Source organism: Mesorhizobium sp. CA4 (assembly GCF_020165075.1).
In the GTDB taxonomy this organism is placed as follows: domain Bacteria; phylum Pseudomonadota; class Alphaproteobacteria; order Rhizobiales; family Rhizobiaceae; genus Mesorhizobium.
In genome coordinates, this window is record NZ_JAIUHK010000003.1 from 232,890 (window position 1) to 250,543 (window position 17,654).

Genomic DNA, 17,654 nt, shown 5'->3' on the forward strand with positions numbered 1-17,654 from the left:
TCGTTCGAGGCTTGCGCCTCATGAGGCAAGCCGGTCGAGGCGACCAGCTTCGGGATCAATGCCATATTCCTTCAACTTGCGGTAGAGCGTCGAGCGGCCGATGCCCAACCGCCGGGCGACTTCGCTCATCTGGCCGTTGTAATGATCGATCGCGAGCCTGATCATCTCGAGTTCGACGTCGGCCAGCGCCCGCACATTGCCGCGCTCATCGAGCGCACGAAGCGTTCCAAAACGCGGCTGCGGCTTGGCGGGCGCCTCGCCGTCGGACAAGGCGGGCCCCATCGTGTCGGCAACCTCATCCTCATTCAGGGGCACATCCGCAACCGTATCGGCGACGGCGGATGCCGGTTCCGCTCCGAGATTGACCGTTCCTTCAACCTGCGCCCGGATTTGCGGGAACTCCTCCTCGGTCAGCACATCGCCCTCGGCGAGCACCGACGCGCGGAAGACCGCATTCTCCAGCTGGCGGATGTTGCCCGGCCAGTCATAGGCCTGCAGCATCGCAAGCGCCGCGGCCGATATGCCGGCAAGGCGGCGGCGCGGATCGGTCGGAGCGACCTTTTCCATGAAGTGTCGGACAAGGTAGGGAATGTCGTCGCGGCGGTCGCGCAGCGGCGGCACGAAGATGGGATAGACGTTCAGCCGGTAGAACAGGTCCTCGCGGAACTTGCCGTCCTTGACCTGCTGCAGAAGGTTGCGGTGCGTGGCCGAGATCAGCCTTATATCGACTTTGACGGTCGAGCGGCCGCCAACCGGATCGACCTCGCCTTCCTGCACGGCGCGCAGCAGCTTGACCTGGACGTCCAGTGGCAGATCGCCGATCTCGTCTAGGAACAGCGTGCCCGAATTCGCTTCGACGAATTTGCCGGTGTGCTTATCGGAGGCGCCGGTGAAGGAGCCCTTCTCATGGCCGAACAGGATCGATTCGACAAGATTGTCCGGAATGGCGCCGCAATTGACGGTGACGAAGGGCTTCGAGCGGCGATCGCCGCTGCCTTGGATGGCGCGCGCCACCAGTTCCTTGCCGACGCCGGACTCGCCCTCGATCAGGATCGGGATGTTGGAGGCCGCAGCCTTCTGGCCGAGGCGGATCACCCGGTCCATTGCCGGGCTGCGCGTGATCATGTCCTTGAAGGTGAGATGGCCGCCGCCGCGCCGCCGCGATGCGCGCTTCACCTCGTCCTCGACGGCTTCCACCTTGAGCGCGTTGGAGATCGCGGTCTGCAGCCTGTCGGGCGACGCCGGCTTGACGACGAAGTCGAAGGCGCCGTGCCGCATTGCCGAGACGACCGTCTCGATGCCGCCCTGCGCCGTCTGGACAATGACGGGAATGTTGATGGCGCGCTCGCGCATCGCCTTCAGCACGCCGATGCCGTCGAGGCCGGGCATGATAAGGTCGAGAATGACGACGGAGACCTCGCGCGCGTTCGGCCCGTCGAGCACGTCGAGGCCGGCCTCGCCGCCATCCGTGACGATCGCGCTATGGCCGAACTTGGTCAACGCGGCTTCGACCAGCCTGCGTTGCACCGGATCGTCATCGACTATGAGTATGGAACCTGTCATGACTGTTTGAGTTGTCCGCCCGAGAAAATCCCCATGGATCATCTTGGCACAGGGTTCTAAATAAGGTTTCAAAAAACCCGGTGAACGAATTCCTTAGGATTTGACCGGCTTTTCCTTTCCCTTTGATTCTGGCCCCTTGGCTCAAAGAAGGTATCGTTGATGCGCATGATGTTTGGTCGGCGGCTTGCGGCGCCAATATCCGGCCAAGGTGCTGCGGGGCTCGGTGACCTGCCGGAATGGAATCTCGCCGATCTCTACTCGGGCATGGAAGCGCCCGAGTTGAAGCGCGACATCGCCAAGGCGGCCGCGGACGCCGTGGCCTTCGAAACCCGCTGGAAAGGCACCCTTGCCGCCGAAGCCGGGCGCGGCGGTGCCGGCCGGCTCGGCGAGGCGCTCAAAACCTATGAGGCGCTCGAGGAACTGATCGGACGCATCGTCTCCTATGCCGGGCTCGTCTATGCCGGCAACACCGCCGATCCGCAGCGCGCCAAGCTCTATGGCGACGTCCAGGAAAAGATGACGGACGCCAGCGCCCATCTCCTGTTCTTCGCGCTCGAGCTCAACCTGATCGACGATGCGGCGATCGAGAGCGCTTTGGCCGCCGACAAGGCCTTCGGCCACTACCGGCCCTGGGTGCTCGACCTCAGGAAGGACAAGCCCTACCAGCTCGAGGATCGCGTCGAGCAATTGTTCCACGAAAAGTCGGTCACCGGACGCGGCGCCTGGAACCGCCTGTTCGACGAGACGATGACGGACCTGCGCTTCGATGTCGACGGCGAGGAGCTGACGCTTGAGCCGGCGCTGAACCGGTTGCAGGATGCCGATGGCGAGGTGCGCCGCCGCGCCTCCGAGGCGCTCGCCGCTACGTTCCGCAAGAACCTGCGCACCTTCACGCTCATCACCAACACCTTAGCCAAGGACAAGGAAATCTCCGACCGCTGGCGCGGTTTCCAGGACATTGCCGACTCGCGCCACCTCGCCAACCGCGTCGAGCGCGAAGTGGTCGATGCGCTGGCCGCGGCCGTGCGCGAGGCCTATCCGCGGCTGTCGCACCGCTATTACGCGATGAAGGCGCGCTGGCTCGGCATGGAGGTGATGAACCACTGGGACCGCAACGCGCCGCTGCCGGAGACGCCGCAGGCGGTGATCAGTTGGGACGACGCCAGGGACACGGTGCTCTCCGCCTACCAGCGCTTTTCGCCGGACATGGCCGAAATCGCACGAGGCTTTTTCGACCGCAGATGGATCGACGCACCGGTCAGGCCGGGCAAGTCGCCCGGCGCCTTCGCCCATCCGACGGTGCCGTCGGTGCATCCTTACGTGCTGCTCAACTACATGGGCAAACCGCGCGATGTGATGACGCTGGCGCATGAGCTCGGCCATGGCGTGCACCAGGTGCTGGCCGCCGGCCAGGGCGCGCTGATGGCCTCGACGCCGCTGACGCTGGCCGAAACCGCCTCCGTCTTCGGCGAGATGCTGACCTTCCGTTCGCTGCTTGAGCAGACCGGCGACAAACGCGAGCGCAAGGCCATGCTCGCCCAGAAGGTCGAGGACATGATCAACACCGTCGTGCGCCAGATCGCCTTCTACGAGTTCGAGCGCAAGGTGCATGCCGAGCGCAAGAACGGCGAGCTGACCTCGGACAGGCTGGGCGAATTCTGGCTGGGGGTGCAGGCCGAGAGCCTGGGGCCGGCAATCAAGCTGCGCGAGGGCTACGAGGTCTTCTGGACCTACATCCCGCATTTCATCCACTCGCCTTTCTATGTCTATGCCTATGCCTTCGGCGATTGCCTGGTGAACTCGCTCTACGCCGTTTATCAGAACGCCGAGCGCGGATTTCAGGAGAAGTATTTCGAGATGCTGCGCGCCGGCGGCACGAAGCATCACTCAGAGCTTCTGGCGCCCTTCGGCCTCGACGCAACCGATCCCGCTTTCTGGCAGATCGGTCTTGGGGTGATCGGTTCGCTGATCGACGAGTTGGAGGCACTCGAGAAGTGAACAGCAACGAAGGGCGCATCGGCAGCTAATAGTTTAGCCGAGCTGCATATTAGCAAGAATCTATTCTAGCTCTAAATAGCTGTTCTTGAATAACTCTCCGGCGCATTTTCAACTGGCTTTCGACAAGCCATATGATAGCGTCCGGCCTCAAGCTCAGCCGGACGCATCGCGCAGGCCAGAGATGGCCGGTCGCGGTGCCACGGCGAATGCGATGATGGCCGTCGGCCCCGGACAAGGCCGAACGCCGATGGCTCGATTGAAGCCGGTGGTTCCGCCGACCACGGAACCTTTGACGATCCTTGGCGTGCGCTCGCCTTTCCGGGCCTCGGCCGACAGATCGGACTGGAGAGGGAAATGAGCACTTTCTTCTACATGCTTCTGGCGTTCGTTGTGGGTATCTTGGTTGGCTGGTTCATCTGGGGCCGCCTGCGCGGAGAGCTCGACAGTCTGCGAGGCGATCTCGACCGCACGCGAGGCGAGCGCGACAGGCTGCGCGCCGACAGCGATCGGTTGAAGGGCGAGCTCGACGCCTGCGGCCGTGCCCGCGCCGATCTCGAAAGCCGGCTGCGCGATGCCCCTGCCGCCAAGGCCGGCGCCGCTAAGGCCGCCGCGCCGGCGCCGGCGGCGCTGATGTCCACGCCTACGGCATCGGCAGCGGCAAACGCTGCTCCGGCGAAGTCGGCCGCCGCAAAGAAGCCGGCGGCAACGAAGACCGCGGCGCCGAAGCCGGCTGCCAAGGCCGCTGCGCCCAAGAAAGCGGCAGCCCCCGCGGCAAAGAAAGCTGCCGCGCCGACGACAGGCAAGGCCGACAATTTGCGCCGCCTCATCGGCATCGGGTCGGTCAATGAGAGGCTGCTTAACGGGCTAGGGGTCACCACCTATGCCCAGATCGCCGCCTGGACCGACGCCGACGTCAAACGCATCGAGGAGGTGCTCAATTTCGACGGCCGCATCGCGCGCGAAAAATGGATTGAGCAGGCGAAATTGCTGGCCGCCGGCGACGAGGCCGAATTCGCCCGCCAGTTCCCGAGCGCGGGAACCGCAAGCAACAGCTGAGCAATCCGCCTGTTGGCGTAAGGCGGCGCCCCCACAGGCGCCGCCTTTGTTTTGGGCCAGCCGCCTTTGCGCCGCCCGGCGCCGTTCCCTCGATTGCGCCTCGCCGAACCCCCATATAGAGCGGTCGACTGAATTGTCCGCACCCAAGGGTTCATGTCTCTGCCCGCAGCCATCTTCCGCAACGACGCGACCGCTCGTCAGCTGGTCTTCGATAGGCCGCGTGAGATCATCGTCGCGCACGAGGCGGAAGAGTTCACGCCCGCGCTTGAAAGGGCGCAGGCAGCCTCCGATTCCGGCAAATGGCTGGCGGGCTATTTCTCCTACGAAGCCGGTTACCTGCTCGAGCCCAAGCTGGTGCCGCTGCTGCCCGAAGGCCGCCGCGCGCCGTTGGTCTGTCTTGGCGTGTTCGATGCGCCTGTGGACCAGGCTGTGTCGCCGAACACCGGGCCTGCCAGCAACGGCCCGATCTTCGATGCCCGCGCAGCCTGGTCGGCCGAGGACTATGCCGGCCGCTTCGCGCGTCTTCACAATCACATCCGCAAGGGCGACTGCTATCAGGGCAACCTCACCTTCCCGGTCCGCGCGCAGTGGTCCGGCGATCCGCTTGCGGCGTTCGACGCGCTGACGGAACGCCAGCCGGTGAAATATGGCGCGCTGGTCTCGCTCGGCGATCCGATCGTCCTGTCGCGCTCGCCCGAATTGTTCTTCGAGATCGATGCCGACCGCATGATCGAGACGCATCCGATGAAAGGCACCGCGCCACGCGGCGCGACCAAGGCCGAAGACGCCCGGCTGAAAGCCTTCCTGCGCAACGACGAGAAGAACCAGGCCGAGAACCGGATGATCGTCGACCTTCTGCGCAACGACATCTCGCTGATCAGCGAAGTCGGCACGCTCGAGGTGCCGGAACTGTTCCGCATCGAGACCTATCCGACGGTGCACCAGATGGTGAGCCGCGTGCGGGCAAGGCTTTTGCCGGACATCGGCATCCGCCAGGTCTTCGCCGCGCTCTTCCCTTGCGGCTCGATCACCGGTGCGCCGAAAATCCGTGCCATGGAAATCCTGCATGAGCTGGAAGACGCACCGCGAGATGTCTATTGCGGCGCTATCGGCTGGATCGCGCCGGGCGGCAGGATGCGTTTTTCGGTGGCGATCCGCACCATCTCGCTCTTTGCCGACGGCGAGGCCGTCTACAATGTCGGCGGCGGCGTCGTCTTCGATTCCACCGCCGAAGAGGAGTATCGGGAGTGTCTGTTGAAAGCGCGCTTCGCGACGGGAACGGTGCCGGCTTCGAGCTGATCGAGACCATGCGCTGGGAGCCTGGCTCAGGCTTCCTGCGCTTCGAGCGCCACCTCGCGAGGCTTTATGCGTCCGCCGCCGAACTCGGCTTCGCCTGCGATCCGGCGCGGATCGGCGAGGTGCTTTCCAGCGCCGTCGGCGGACACGGAGTTGCCTTGCGCGTGCGCCTTGCCTTGCAGCGCAATGGCGAAGCGGCAGCCGCCGCTCAAGCCTATGAACCGCTGCCCACCGACAAGGTCTGGCGGCTGCAGCTGGCGCGCATCCGTCTCGATTCCGCCAACACGCTGCTGCGCCACAAGACAAGCCTGCGCCAGGTCTATACGCAGGCGCGCAGCGAGTATCTCGCGACCCGCGCCGACGAAGTGCTTCTGGCCAATGAGCGCGGCGAGCTCTGCGAGGGCACGATCACCAATCTCTTCGCCGATTTCGGCGACGGCCCGCTCGCCACGCCCCGCCTCGACTGCGGCCTTTTGCCTGGAATATTACGCGGCGAGCTTCTGGATGAAGGCCGCGCCGTGGAAGCGATCTACAGCTTCGACGATCTGAAGGCGGCGAAGGCGATCTTCGTCGGCAACTCGCTGCGCGGGCTGATCCCGGCGCGCCTTGGCTGATCGCCCTGGAGACATAAATCTGGATAACACCCAAACAGGCATGACCGTCCGCCAGCCAACCCATACGCCCTATGACGGGTCCTCGAAACTCTTCACCATCGGGCTGAAGCCGCTCGACTTTGACTGTTGGATCGAGGTCGATGAATTCCTGCTGCCGCATCTGGCCGAAAAGCAACGGCTCTATGCAGAAATCCCGGAAAAGGTCTTTGTCGAGGAAGACGGCACAAGCGAGGCTCAGCGCGAAGTGCTGGACCTGCTCGTCGTCCATCTCGAAGCCGCGCACCCCGGCACGCACCGCCGCAGCGGAGCGGATGTCGAGCCGATTGGTTTCGAGGAGACGATCGACAGGCTGCCTCCTGCCCTGCGCGAGGCGCCGCTGGCAAAGGCCTCGCTGCTCGTCCAGGAAGATCTGATCCTGATGCGCCGCGACGAGCGCGGCTGGCGGCTCGCCGCCGGCTCGCTCTGCTTTCCTTCGTCCTGGTCGCTGCAGGAGAAGTTCGGCAAGCCGCTGCAGGAGATCCACGAACCGGTGCCTGGATTCGGCCCTGGCACCCGGCCGGCAGATATCATCAACCGCATGTTCGACGGCCTGCAGGGCCAGGCAGTCGAGCGCTTCAACTGGTCGATCCAGGCCAACGATGCGCTCTATCATCCGCTTTCCAATGTCGAGCGCATTGATCGCGCAACGAACCGCCCGAGCCGCTTCCCCGACGGCGACGTCAAAGCCCATGCCTTCATTCGCGTCGAACGCCAGACGCTGCGCAAGCTTCCCGTCTCGCGCGACATCCTCTTCACCATCCGCATCCATCTCGACCCGCTCAAGCTGCTCATCCGCCATCCCGACCGGGCAGCGCTGGCCGCCTCCTTCGCGGAGCAGCTCCTGGCCCTTGACCAGCAACAACTCGACTATAAGGGCCTGACCGCCGACCGCGACCGGCTGGTCGAATTCCTCAGCGACATGGCCTGCACGCCTTAACCAAGCTTCCAGGCGGGCCTGGCCGGCGATTGGTGCTTTTCGCTGGTTTATGACAATGATCTGTGGTTGTAGCGCTTGGCCCTCGGGCAAAGGCCCCGGTTTTGCGCGTATTTGAAGGAGTGTGCGAAAAAATGGCGAATGAAAACTGGCCCGTTTACGGTGAAATCACCGGTCCCGTCGTGATGATCGGCTTCGGCTCGATCGGGCGGGGAACGCTGCCGCTGATCGAGCGCCATTTCAAGTTCGACAAGTCGCGCATGACGGTCATCGACCCGCGCGACACCGATCGCAAGCTGCTCGACGAGCGCGGGATCACCTTCGTGCAGGACGCGGTGACCGAGAAGAATTACAAGAAGCTGCTCACGCCGCTTCTGACCAATGGCGGCGGCCAGGGCTTTTGCGTCAACCTGTCGGTCGACACCGGCTCGGTGGACCTGATGAAATTGTGCCGCAAGCTCGGCGTGCTCTACATCGACACCGTCGTCGAGCCGTGGCTCGGCTTCTATTTCGACACCGAGGCCGACAATGCCAGCCGCACCAACTACGCGCTGCGCGAGGCGATGATCAAGGAAAAGCAAGACAAGCCCGGCGGCCCGACGGCGGTCTCCACCTGCGGCGCCAATCCCGGCATGGTCTCGTGGTTCGTCAAGAAGGCGCTGGTCAACCTCGCCACCGATCTCGGCCTCGAGTTTTCCGAGCCCGCGCAGGAGGATCGCGGGGCCTGGGCCAGGCTGATGAAGAAGGCCGGCATCAAGGGCATCCATATCGCCGAGCGCGACACCCAGCGCACGAAGAAGCCGAAGCCGATGAACGTGTTCTGGAACACCTGGTCGGTCGAAGGCTTCATTTCGGAGGGCCTGCAGCCGGCCGAGCTCGGCTGGGGCACGCATGAAAACTGGATGCCGAAGAACGGCAAGAAGCACAAGCACGGCTCCAAGGCGGCGATCTATCTGGAGCAGCCCGGCGCCAACACGCGCGTGCGCAGCTGGTGCCCGACGCCCGGCCCGCAATACGGCCTGCTGGTGACGCATAACGAGTCGATCTCGATCGCCGACTTCTTCACCGTGCGCTCGAAAAAGGGCAAGGTCCAGTATCGCCCGACCTGCCACTATGCCTACCATCCCTGCAACGACGCCATGCTGTCGCTGGACGAGATGTTCGGCGCCGCCGGCAAGTCGCAGCCGGTCCACCACGTGCTCGACGAGAACGAATTGGTCGACGGCGTCGACGAGCTCGGCGTGCTGCTCTACGGCCACGACAAGAACGCCTACTGGTACGGCTCGCAGCTGTCGCTGGCCGAGGCGCGCAAGCTCGCCCCCTACCAGAACGCCACCGGTCTGCAGGTGACCTCGGCTGTGCTTGCCGGCATGGTCTGGGCGCTGGAGAACCCGACCGCCGGCATCGTCGAGGCCGACGAGATGGACTACCGGCGTTGCCTCGAAGTGCAACTTCCCTATCTCGGGCCGGTCAGGGGCTACTACACCGACTGGACGCCGCTGGATAGCCGGCCGGGCCTCTTCCCCGAGGACCTGGACAAGGACGACCCGTGGCAGTTCCGCAACATTCTGGTCCGATAGCAGCCAGCCCGACAGCTCTCACCGCCTTGCAATCGCCCGGAAATCGGGCGATTGAGTATCGGCGGACTGAGGAGAGGATTTTCAGAATGACCATTGCGCGCAAACTGCTGTCGGCAGGCGCCGCGGCAAGCCTTCTGGCTGCGGCCGCCTGCACCACCACCGGACCTTCGCAACCACCGGCCGCCGCACCCAAGGGCGTCGAGGGCAACTGGATCGACGCCAAGGGCACAGGCTTGTCGACCTTCACGGCCGGCAATTTCACCACCGTCGCCACCGACACCGGGCAGAAACTGTCGGAAGGCAGCTACAGCATGACCGGACCGACCTCGGTCGAGATCCACGGCACCTCGCTGATCCGCCAGACGCCGGTCAGCTTCAACTGCCTGATGATCTCCACCACCCAGCTCAACTGCACCAGTGCCAGCGGCCAGAATTTCGTGCTGACGCGCCGGGCCTGAGGGCTAGCGAATGTCTCGCTGACAGGGACGGTGGCGTGAGCCGCCGTCTTTTTTGTGCCGGCAAACATCTCCCTGATTTGTGCTTGCATCGCCCAGGACCCGATGTGAACATGGCCCGAGGCTGACTGTTATTTTCCAGTCAAGCGAGGGCGCTAGCATATTCGAAGTCAGCTTATCCGGGAGACGAAGATGAAGAAGATTGCCGCGATCCTAGCCCTGTCGGCCTCGGCGCTCGGCCTGTCGGCAGGCGTGTCTTTTGCCGACTACACGCTGAACATCCTGCATTTCAACGATTGGCACAGCCGCATCGAAGGCAACAACAAATACGAGTCGACCTGTTCGGCCGACGAAGAGACCAAGGGCGAATGCATCGGCGGCGCCGGCCGGCTGATCACGGCGATCGCTGAGGAGCGCAAGAAGCTCGAAGGCCAGAACGTGCTGCTGCTCAATGCCGGCGACAGCTTCCAGGGGTCGCTCTTCTACACCACCTACAAGGGTGCTGCGGAAGAGGAATTCCTCAATCAGATCAAGCCCGACGCGGTGACGCTCGGCAATCATGAGTTCGACGACGGCGAGACCGCCCTGGTGCCTTACCTTGACAAGGCGAAATTCCCCATCGTCAGCGCCAACGTCGTGCCCAACGACAAGTTCGGCGCCAAGGACAAGATCAAGCCGTCGATCGTCGTCGAGGTCGGCGGCCAGAAGATCGGCATCGTCGGCGCCGTCACCAATGACACGCCCGAACTCGCCTCGCCCGGTCCGAACATCGCCATCACGGATGACGTCAAGGCGATCACCGCCGAGGTCGAGAAGCTGAAGGCGCAAGGCATCAACAAGATCATCGCGGTCACCCATATCGGCTACCGGCGCGAGCGCGACGTCATCGCCAAGATCCCGGGGATCGACGTGGTGGTCGGCGGCCACAGCCACACGCTTCTGTCCAACACCGATCCGAAGGCCGAGGGTCCCTATCCGACGATGGTCGACAACCCCGACGGCTCCAAGGTGCCGGTGGTGCAGGCCGCGTCCTATTCGAAATATCTCGGCGAGTTCAAGGTCGTGTTCGACGACAACGGCGTCGTCAAGGAAGCCAGCGGCGCCCCGATCCATCTCGACAAGTCGATCACGCCCGATCCCGCTGTCCTTGCCCGCATCAAGGAGCTCGGCGCGCCGATCGAGGCGCTGAAGAACAAGGAGGTGGCCGAGACCACCAAGGCGATCGACGGCAGCCGCGAGAATTGCCGCGCGCGCGAATGCGAGATGGGCAATCTCGTCTCCGACGCCATCCTCGACCGCACCAAGGGCCAGGGCGTCGAGATCGTCATTTCGAATGGTGGCGGCCTGCGCGCCTCGATCGACCAGGGCATAGTGACCATGGGCGAGGTGCTGACCGTGCTGCCCTTCCAGAACACGCTGGCGACCTTCAAGATTTCCGGCAAGGACCTGGTTGCGGGCCTCGAAAGCGGTCTCAGCCAGGTCGAGGACGGCGCCGGCCGCTTCCCGCAGGTTGCCGGGCTGAAATATTCCTTCGACAAGTCGGTCGCGCCCAATGCCGGCCGCGTCAAATCGGTCGAAGTGATGGAGAACGGCGCCTGGGCGCCGATCAATCCCGACAAGCAGTATCTCGTCGCCACCAACAACTATGTCCGCCAGGGCGGCGACGGCTATAAGGTCTTCGCCGAGAAAGCGACGGATGCCTATGACTACGGCCCCGGCCTCGAACAGGTAGTGGCCGACTATCTCGGCGCGCATCGGCCCTACACGCCCAAGCTCGACGGCCGCATCACCGAGATTGTGGCAACCACGGCGGCGACCGAGCCGGCCAAGCCTGCGGAACCGGCAAAGGCTGCCGAGACCGCTCCCGCCGCCACCCAGGCGCCTGCGGCCGAGGCAGCAAAACCGGCCGAGGCTTCGCCGGCAAACAGCGAACCGGCGATGCCGGCTCTGCCTTCCGGTTCCAGCGACATTGCCGGCACCCCGCCGGCCGTTTCGGCTGAAACCGCTCCGGCCGCGCCCGCCGAGACCGCGAAGCCGGCTGAGACGGCGCCCGCGGCGCCGGCCGCGGAACCGGCAAAGCCTGCCGAGGCTGCCCCGGCAACCCCTGGTCCCGCGGCCGAACCCACAGAAACCAAGGCGGCAGAAACCAGCCACACCATCGCCGCCGGCGATACCTATTGGGACCTGGCCAAGAAAGCCTATGGCGACGCCGCCAAGTGGAAGCTCATCTCCGAAGCCAACAAGGATTATAAGCCGCGCCGCCTGCCGCTCGGCGCGACGCTGACCATTCCGCCGGCCGCGAAGTAACCGGTCATCCGGAACCCATGGCACCCGCTCAGGCAACCGGGCGGGTGTTCCTTTTTCAGATCGTAACGCGGTAAGGTGCGGCCAGACGCGGCATTGAAACCCGCCAGGGCATCGCTAGTTTCGCGGCGCTACCGGAGACTGTTGATGACGCTTGCCAATCCTACCGATGCCGAAGCCGCAAAGGCAGTCGGTCCGCTGTCCGCCGACGCCGCACCGGTCAGGCCAGGCAAGATCGGCATCATGCTGGTCAATCTCGGTACGCCCGACGGCACCGACTTCAAGCCGATGTGGCGCTACCTGCGCGAATTCCTTTCCGACCCGCGCGTTATCGAGCTCAACAAGGCGATCTGGTATCCGATCCTCTACGGGCTGGTGCTGACAACCCGGCCGAAGAAGTCCGGCGCCAACTACGCCCGTATCTGGAACCGGGAGATGAACGAGTCGCCGTTGCGCACGTTCACCCGCGCGCAGGGTGAGAAGCTGGCCGCCGCACTGGCCGACCTGCCCGATGTGGTGGTCGATTGGGCGATGCGCTACGGCAGTCCCTCGACGGCAAGCGTCGTCCAAAGACTGGTCGAGCAGGGCTGCGAGCGCATCCTGACCTTCCCGCTCTATCCGCAATATTCGGCGACGACGACGGCGACGGCAAACGACCAGCTGTTCCGTGCGCTGATGAAGATCAGGCACGCGCCGGCGATCCGCAGCGTGCCGCCCTATTATGACGAGCCGGTCTATATCGAGGCGCTTGCGCTTTCGATCGAGAAGCACATCGCGACGTTTGATTTCGTGCCGGAGGTGGTGATCACATCCTATCACGGCATCCCGAAACCCTATTCCGACAAGGGCGATCCGTACCGGGCGCATTGCCTGGAGACGACGCGGCTGCTGCGGGCAAGGCTCGGCTGGGACGAGAACCAGCTCATCACCACCTTCCAGTCGCGTTTCGGCGCGCAGGAATGGTTGCAGCCCTATACCGACATCACGGTCGAGAAACTGGCCAAGGACGGCATGAAATCGATCGCCATCGTCAATCCGGGCTTTTCCGTCGACTGCATCGAGACGCTGGACGAGATCGGCCGTGAAGCGGCCGAAACCTTCCATCAGGCCGGCGGCAAGAACTTCGCCCACATCCCCTGTCTCAACGACAGTGCCGAGGGCATGGCTGTAATCGAAGCACTGGTGCGGCGCGAGCTCGCCGGCTGGGTGTGACCGGCTTCACCGACAGGCTTGAAACCGGTGCGCAAAAGCCTTCGCTAACGATCAACTGATTGTAACGTTGCGGAAACACACTTAAGTGATTCCGTGAGGTCGCCGCCTTTGAGGGAGAAGCGAAATGAGCTTTAGCGGTTTCGACATTGCGATTATGGTTCTTGTTGCACTTGTCGTTTTGGTGCTTTTCAAGGGCATTCGGACAATACCCCAAGGCTACAACTATACGGTTGAGCGGTTTGGCCGTTATACCAAGACATTAAGCCCCGGCCTCAATCTCATCGTTCCGTTCATCGACCGCATCGGCGCCAAGATGAACATGATGGAGCAGGTGCTCGATGTTCCCAGTCAGGAAATCATCACCCGCGACAATGCCATCGTCGGCGTCGATGGGATCGCCTTCTTCCAGATACTCAATGCGGCGCAGGCTGCCTACCAGGTCTCCGGCCTGCAGAACGCCATCCTCAACCTCACCATGACCAACATCCGCACGGTCATGGGTTCGATGGATCTCGATGAGCTGCTGTCCAACCGTGACGCCATCAATGAGCGCCTGCTGCGCGTCGTCGATGAAGCCGCGCATCCATGGGGCATCAAGATCACCCGCGTCGAGATCAAGGACATCAATCCGCCGGCCAATCTCATTGAATCGATGGGGCGGCAGATGACGGCCGAGCGCAACAAGCGCGCGCAGATCCTGGCCGCCGAAGGTCTCAAGCAGTCGCAGATCCTCGAGGCCGAAGGCCGCAAAGAAGCCGCCTTCCGCGATGCCGAGGCGCGCGAGCGCTCGGCCGAAGCCGAAGCCCGCGCCACGCAAGTCGTGTCGGAGGCGATTTCCAAGGGCGACGTCCAGGCCCTCAACTATTTCGTCGCCCAGAAATATACCGAGGCTCTGACCAGGATCGGCTCTGCCACGAACAGCAAGGTCGTGCTGATGCCGCTGGAGGCCTCCTCGCTGATTGGCACTCTCGGCGGCATTGGCGAGATCGCCAAGGAGGTCTTCAGGAACGAAGGCACCGCCGGCGCGCAAAGGCAGGCCGCCCGACCGCCGGTGGTTCGCCCGAGCGAGAATTGATGTCTTAAGGAGCACACTCATATGCTCGACCGCATTATTTCCGAACTGGGCCCGTGGAACTGGATGGTTCTGGGTATCGCCCTGCTCGTGATGGAAGTCGTTGCGCCGGGTATCTTCATGCTGTGGATCGGCATTGCCGCCCTGATCATCGGCGCCGTATCGCTGCTCATCTGGGACGCCGGGTTCTGGACCTGGCAAATCCAGGTTCTCGCCTTTCTCGCACTATCGCTGGTTTCAGCCTATGTCGGCTCGAAGCTGGTTGGCGGGCGGCAGGATCCAACCGACCAGCCGCTGCTCAATCGCCGCGGCGCCCAAATGATCGGCAAGATGGCGACCCTGGCCGAACCGATCAAGGACGGCCGTGGCCGCATCAAACTCGGCGACACACTATGGCGCGTCTCAGGCCCGGATCTGCCGGCCGGCACGCAGGTGCGCGTGACGGGAGCCGCCGATACTGACCTGGAGCTGACTGTCGAGGCTGTTTGAGCAGATAACCAGCCTCACCTGAATATCAGTGCGTCTTACGCCGCGCCGATGCGCAGCAGGTCGTGAAGATGCACCAATCCCACGGGCCGCCCGCCCTCGACGACCATCAGGCTGGTGATGGCGGAGGTGTTGATCGTCTGCAGCGCCGTCGCCACCAGCGTGTCGGGGCTTGCGGTCTTCGGCTTCTTCGTCATCACCTGATCGACGCTCATCGAAAGAAGGTCGCTCGCGATGTGGCGGCGGATGTCGCCATCGGTGATGATGCCGACCAGCGCGCCGTCGGCGCCGGTGATCGCCACGCAGCCGAAACCCTTGCGCGACAATTCCAGGATCGCCTCGCGCATGCCGGTGCCCGACGACACCAGCGGCAGCCTTTCGCCGACATGCATGATCTCGCGCAGCTGGGCCAGATTGGCGCCGAGCTGTCCGCCCGGGTGGAAGGTGCGGAAATGATCCGGCGTGAAACCGCGCGCCTCGAGCAGCGCGATCGCCAGCGCATCGCCCATGACGAGTTGCAGCAAGGCGGAGGTTGTGGGCGCCAGCCCATGCGGACAGGCCTCAGGCACGGCGGGCAGGAGCAGGACCACATCGGCCGCCCGCGCCAGCGCCGAGTTTTCGCCGGAAGTGATTGCGATCAGCGGGATGGAAAAACGCCTTGAATAGGCGACGATGCCCATCAATTCCTTGCTCTCGCCCGACCACGACATGGCGATGATGGCGTCGTCCTTGGCGATCATGCCGAGATCGCCGTGATTGGCCTCGGCCGGATGGACGAAAAAAGCTGGCGTGCCGGTTGAGGCAAGCGTCGCGGCGATCTTGGAGCCGATATGGCCGCTCTTGCCGACACCGGTAACGATGACACGGCCCTCGATCCGCGAGATCAAGTCGATCGCAGCGGCAAAAGGCTCGGCCAGGCCGTCTGCGAGCGCGGTGGCCAGCGCCGCCACGCCGGCCTGCTCCGTCGCCACCGTTCTCAGCGCCGATTCGATCGCAGCCTGCCTGTCCGGCTGCTTTCTTTCTGGGGACCCCGCATGCATGGCGAAGCGATTAGCGCTTTGCCGCGTCCCTGTCCAACAGAATTGCCTTAGCCTCCGGTTGGAGGGGCTCTGAGGCGGCTCTCTCAACCCTCCGTTAACCATCCGCATTTACGGTTCGGTAAGTATGGCGCAAGCGCGCCGCGCAAGCAGTGGTGACGATGTCCGGGGGCCAGCCTGAAACGAAAATCGGTCGAAGGGGCATTGCCGTTGCAGCACTGCTGCTGACGGCAAGCGCGCTTGCCTTGCTGCGCCCGGTGCCTGCGTTTTCGCAGGAAACCGAGCTGCGCGGCGAGGTCTCCGAATCGGCCATACTCGCCGACCAGCAGCGCAAGGCGAGGCAGTTGCGGGCGCAAGGATCGCTGGATCAGGCCCCGCCTCCGGTTGCGGCCGCCCAGGACACGGCGCCGACGACATACCAGCCGTCGAGCCCCGGCGCCGTTCCCGATAATGATCCGGCGGCGGGCGCGCCGGACAGCATCTTCGACCAGCCGCAGGCAACAGACGATCCGTTGGCCGTTACGACAAAGCCGGCAAAACCGCGCCGGCCCTCGACGGCGAATCGGCGCACGCAGGACACCAAGACCGACGCCAAGGCGAATACCAAGACCGCCGACAAGAAGAAGGCCAAGAAGAAGGCGGGTGAGACCACCGACAGAACGACCACCGCCGCGACCGCCGCCTCCGGTGGCCAGACCGACACCGCGGCGACCGACGACGACGGCAGCAACCGCCGCGCCTCCACCATCGACAGCGTCGACAAGCAGAAGCTCGACCCAGGCCAGGAGCGCACCGCATCCATCGAAGGCCGGAAGGTCAAGCCGGAGGAGGATCCCTTCGCTGCTCCCGGCATCAAGGTCGGCACCTTTGTCTTCCGGCCAACGCTCGAGCAAGGCTTCACCGCGACCTCTAATGCCGATTCCAGCAGCACAGGCAAATCCGCCGTTCTGTCCGAGACGGCGCTGCGTTTCACCGCGACCTCCGACTGGCGCGAGAATTCGGCTCTGATCACCGGCTACGGCCAGTTCCGCAACACCGTCTCGGGCGAAAAGATCAACGATGCGCAGGGCCGCATCGAAGGCCAGCTCAATGTCGATCTCGACAACGAGCTGCGCGCCATCGCCAAGCTCGGCTATGAGGCAGCACCGGAATCAGCCTCCTCGCCGGACGCGATCGCCGGCGTCAACCAACAGCCGTTGCGCCAGACCCTGGACGGCAGCCTCGGTCTCGAAAAGAGTGTCGGCAAGATGCGTTACACGCTGACCGGCGCGGTCTCGCATGACGTCTATGGCGATGCCGAGCTCACCGACGGCGCCACGATATCGCAGAAAGATCGCAACAATACGCTCTACACTGCCACTTTGCGCACCGGCTATGAGATTTCGCCGGCGCTCACGCCCTTCACGGAAGTCGAACTCGGCCGCCGGGTCTATGATCAGCGTCTCGATACCGACGGCTTTGAGCGCTCCTCGAAGCGGCTCGGGGCGCGCGCCGGCCTCGAGCTCGACATGGGCGAGAAGCTATCGGGCGAATTCTCCGTCGGCTGGTTGCGCGAGGCGATCGACGACAGCCGCCTGCCGGCAATCGCCGGGCCGTCCATCAATGCCGACCTCAAATGGTCGCCCGAGCGCGGCACCATCATCGGCCTCACCGGCAAGACCAGCGTCGAGACCACCACAACGGCAAACGAGAGCGGCGACATCCTCTACTCCGGACGTCTGACCGGCGAGCGCCAGATCCGCGCCAATCTGACGGCGAACTCAGCGCTAGGCCTCGATTGGCGCGATTACACTGGCTCCGACGGCCACGACATGATCCTGAGCGCCGAGGCCGGGCTGACCTGGTGGCTGAACCGCTATGCCGGGGTTACCACCCGCGTCAGGACCGAGAAGCTGACCAGCAACCTGCCTGGTCGCGACTACACGGCCAACAGCGTCTATCTCGGACTGAAGGTCCAGCGCTGAAGAGCGGCAACGGCCCAAGCCTATGCCGAGATTCAGGTCAGGCC

General features: G+C 64.0%; 14 protein-coding genes. 12 read left to right on the forward strand and 2 right to left on the reverse strand.

Annotated elements, in window-relative coordinates; genetic code table 11:
- Positions 1–18 precede the first annotated feature (18 nt).
- Complete coding sequence (locus LB528_RS04165; RefSeq protein ID WP_224713936.1) at positions 19–1,563, reverse strand: sigma-54-dependent transcriptional regulator; 1,545 nt, start codon at positions 1,561–1,563, stop codon at positions 19–21.
- Between the two features lie 159 nt (positions 1,564–1,722).
- Here LB528_RS04165 and LB528_RS04170 point away from each other — a divergent pair, with 159 nt between their 5' ends.
- From LB528_RS04170 to LB528_RS04220, 11 genes are all read left to right on the forward strand, one after another.
- A complete protein-coding gene (locus tag LB528_RS04170; RefSeq protein WP_224713937.1) occupies positions 1,723–3,561 on the forward strand; it encodes a M3 family oligoendopeptidase in 1,839 nt (612 codons plus the stop codon).
- A 354-nt stretch (positions 3,562–3,915) separates the two neighbouring features.
- Complete coding sequence (locus LB528_RS04175; protein ID WP_224514541.1) at positions 3,916–4,617, forward strand: proton-conducting membrane transporter; 702 nt, start codon at positions 3,916–3,918, stop codon at positions 4,615–4,617.
- Positions 4,618–4,770: 153 nt separating this feature from the next.
- Positions 4,771–5,916 carry an aminodeoxychorismate synthase component I gene (locus LB528_RS04180; protein WP_224514543.1) on the forward strand — a complete coding sequence of 382 codons (1,146 nt, stop codon included), beginning with the start codon at positions 4,771–4,773 and terminating at the stop codon, positions 5,914–5,916.
- Positions 5,865–6,527 (forward strand): aminotransferase class IV family protein, encoded by a 663-nt coding sequence (locus LB528_RS04185; protein WP_224514545.1) that lies wholly within the window; start codon positions 5,865–5,867, stop codon positions 6,525–6,527. Before LB528_RS04180 ends, LB528_RS04185 begins: the two co-directional genes overlap by 52 nt.
- A gap of 40 nt (positions 6,528–6,567) precedes the next feature.
- Positions 6,568–7,503, forward strand: a complete 936-nt coding sequence (locus tag LB528_RS04190) for a heme-dependent oxidative N-demethylase family protein (RefSeq protein WP_224514546.1) — start codon at positions 6,568–6,570, stop codon at positions 7,501–7,503.
- A 131-nt stretch (positions 7,504–7,634) separates the two neighbouring features.
- Positions 7,635–9,080 (forward strand): homospermidine synthase, encoded by a 1,446-nt coding sequence (locus LB528_RS04195; RefSeq protein WP_224514548.1) that lies wholly within the window; start codon positions 7,635–7,637, stop codon positions 9,078–9,080.
- An 86-nt stretch (positions 9,081–9,166) separates the two neighbouring features.
- Positions 9,167–9,538 (forward strand): hypothetical protein, encoded by a 372-nt coding sequence (locus LB528_RS04200; RefSeq protein WP_224514550.1) that lies wholly within the window; start codon positions 9,167–9,169, stop codon positions 9,536–9,538.
- Between the two features lie 189 nt (positions 9,539–9,727).
- Positions 9,728–11,842: a bifunctional metallophosphatase/5'-nucleotidase gene (locus LB528_RS04205; protein WP_224713938.1), complete on the forward strand. Its 2,115-nt coding sequence runs from the start codon at positions 9,728–9,730 to the stop codon at positions 11,840–11,842.
- A gap of 144 nt (positions 11,843–11,986) precedes the next feature.
- Positions 11,987–13,051 (forward strand): ferrochelatase, encoded by a 1,065-nt coding sequence (gene hemH / locus LB528_RS04210; protein WP_224514554.1) that lies wholly within the window; start codon positions 11,987–11,989, stop codon positions 13,049–13,051.
- Positions 13,052–13,175: 124 nt separating this feature from the next.
- On the forward strand, positions 13,176–14,126 hold the full coding sequence (locus tag LB528_RS04215) for an SPFH domain-containing protein (RefSeq protein WP_224514556.1): 951 nt from the start codon (positions 13,176–13,178) through the stop codon (positions 14,124–14,126).
- Between the two features lie 21 nt (positions 14,127–14,147).
- Positions 14,148–14,612: an NfeD family protein gene (locus tag LB528_RS04220; RefSeq protein WP_224514558.1), complete on the forward strand. Its 465-nt coding sequence runs from the start codon at positions 14,148–14,150 to the stop codon at positions 14,610–14,612.
- A gap of 35 nt (positions 14,613–14,647) precedes the next feature.
- On the opposite strand, the gene LB528_RS04225 is transcribed toward LB528_RS04220, so the two are convergent.
- Positions 14,648–15,649: an SIS domain-containing protein gene (locus LB528_RS04225; RefSeq protein ID WP_224514560.1), complete on the reverse strand. Its 1,002-nt coding sequence runs from the start codon at positions 15,647–15,649 to the stop codon at positions 14,648–14,650.
- A 158-nt stretch (positions 15,650–15,807) separates the two neighbouring features.
- Here LB528_RS04225 and LB528_RS04230 point away from each other — a divergent pair, with 158 nt between their 5' ends.
- Positions 15,808–17,610, forward strand: a complete 1,803-nt coding sequence (locus tag LB528_RS04230) for an outer membrane beta-barrel protein (RefSeq protein WP_224713939.1) — start codon at positions 15,808–15,810, stop codon at positions 17,608–17,610.
- Positions 17,611–17,654 lie beyond the last annotated feature (44 nt).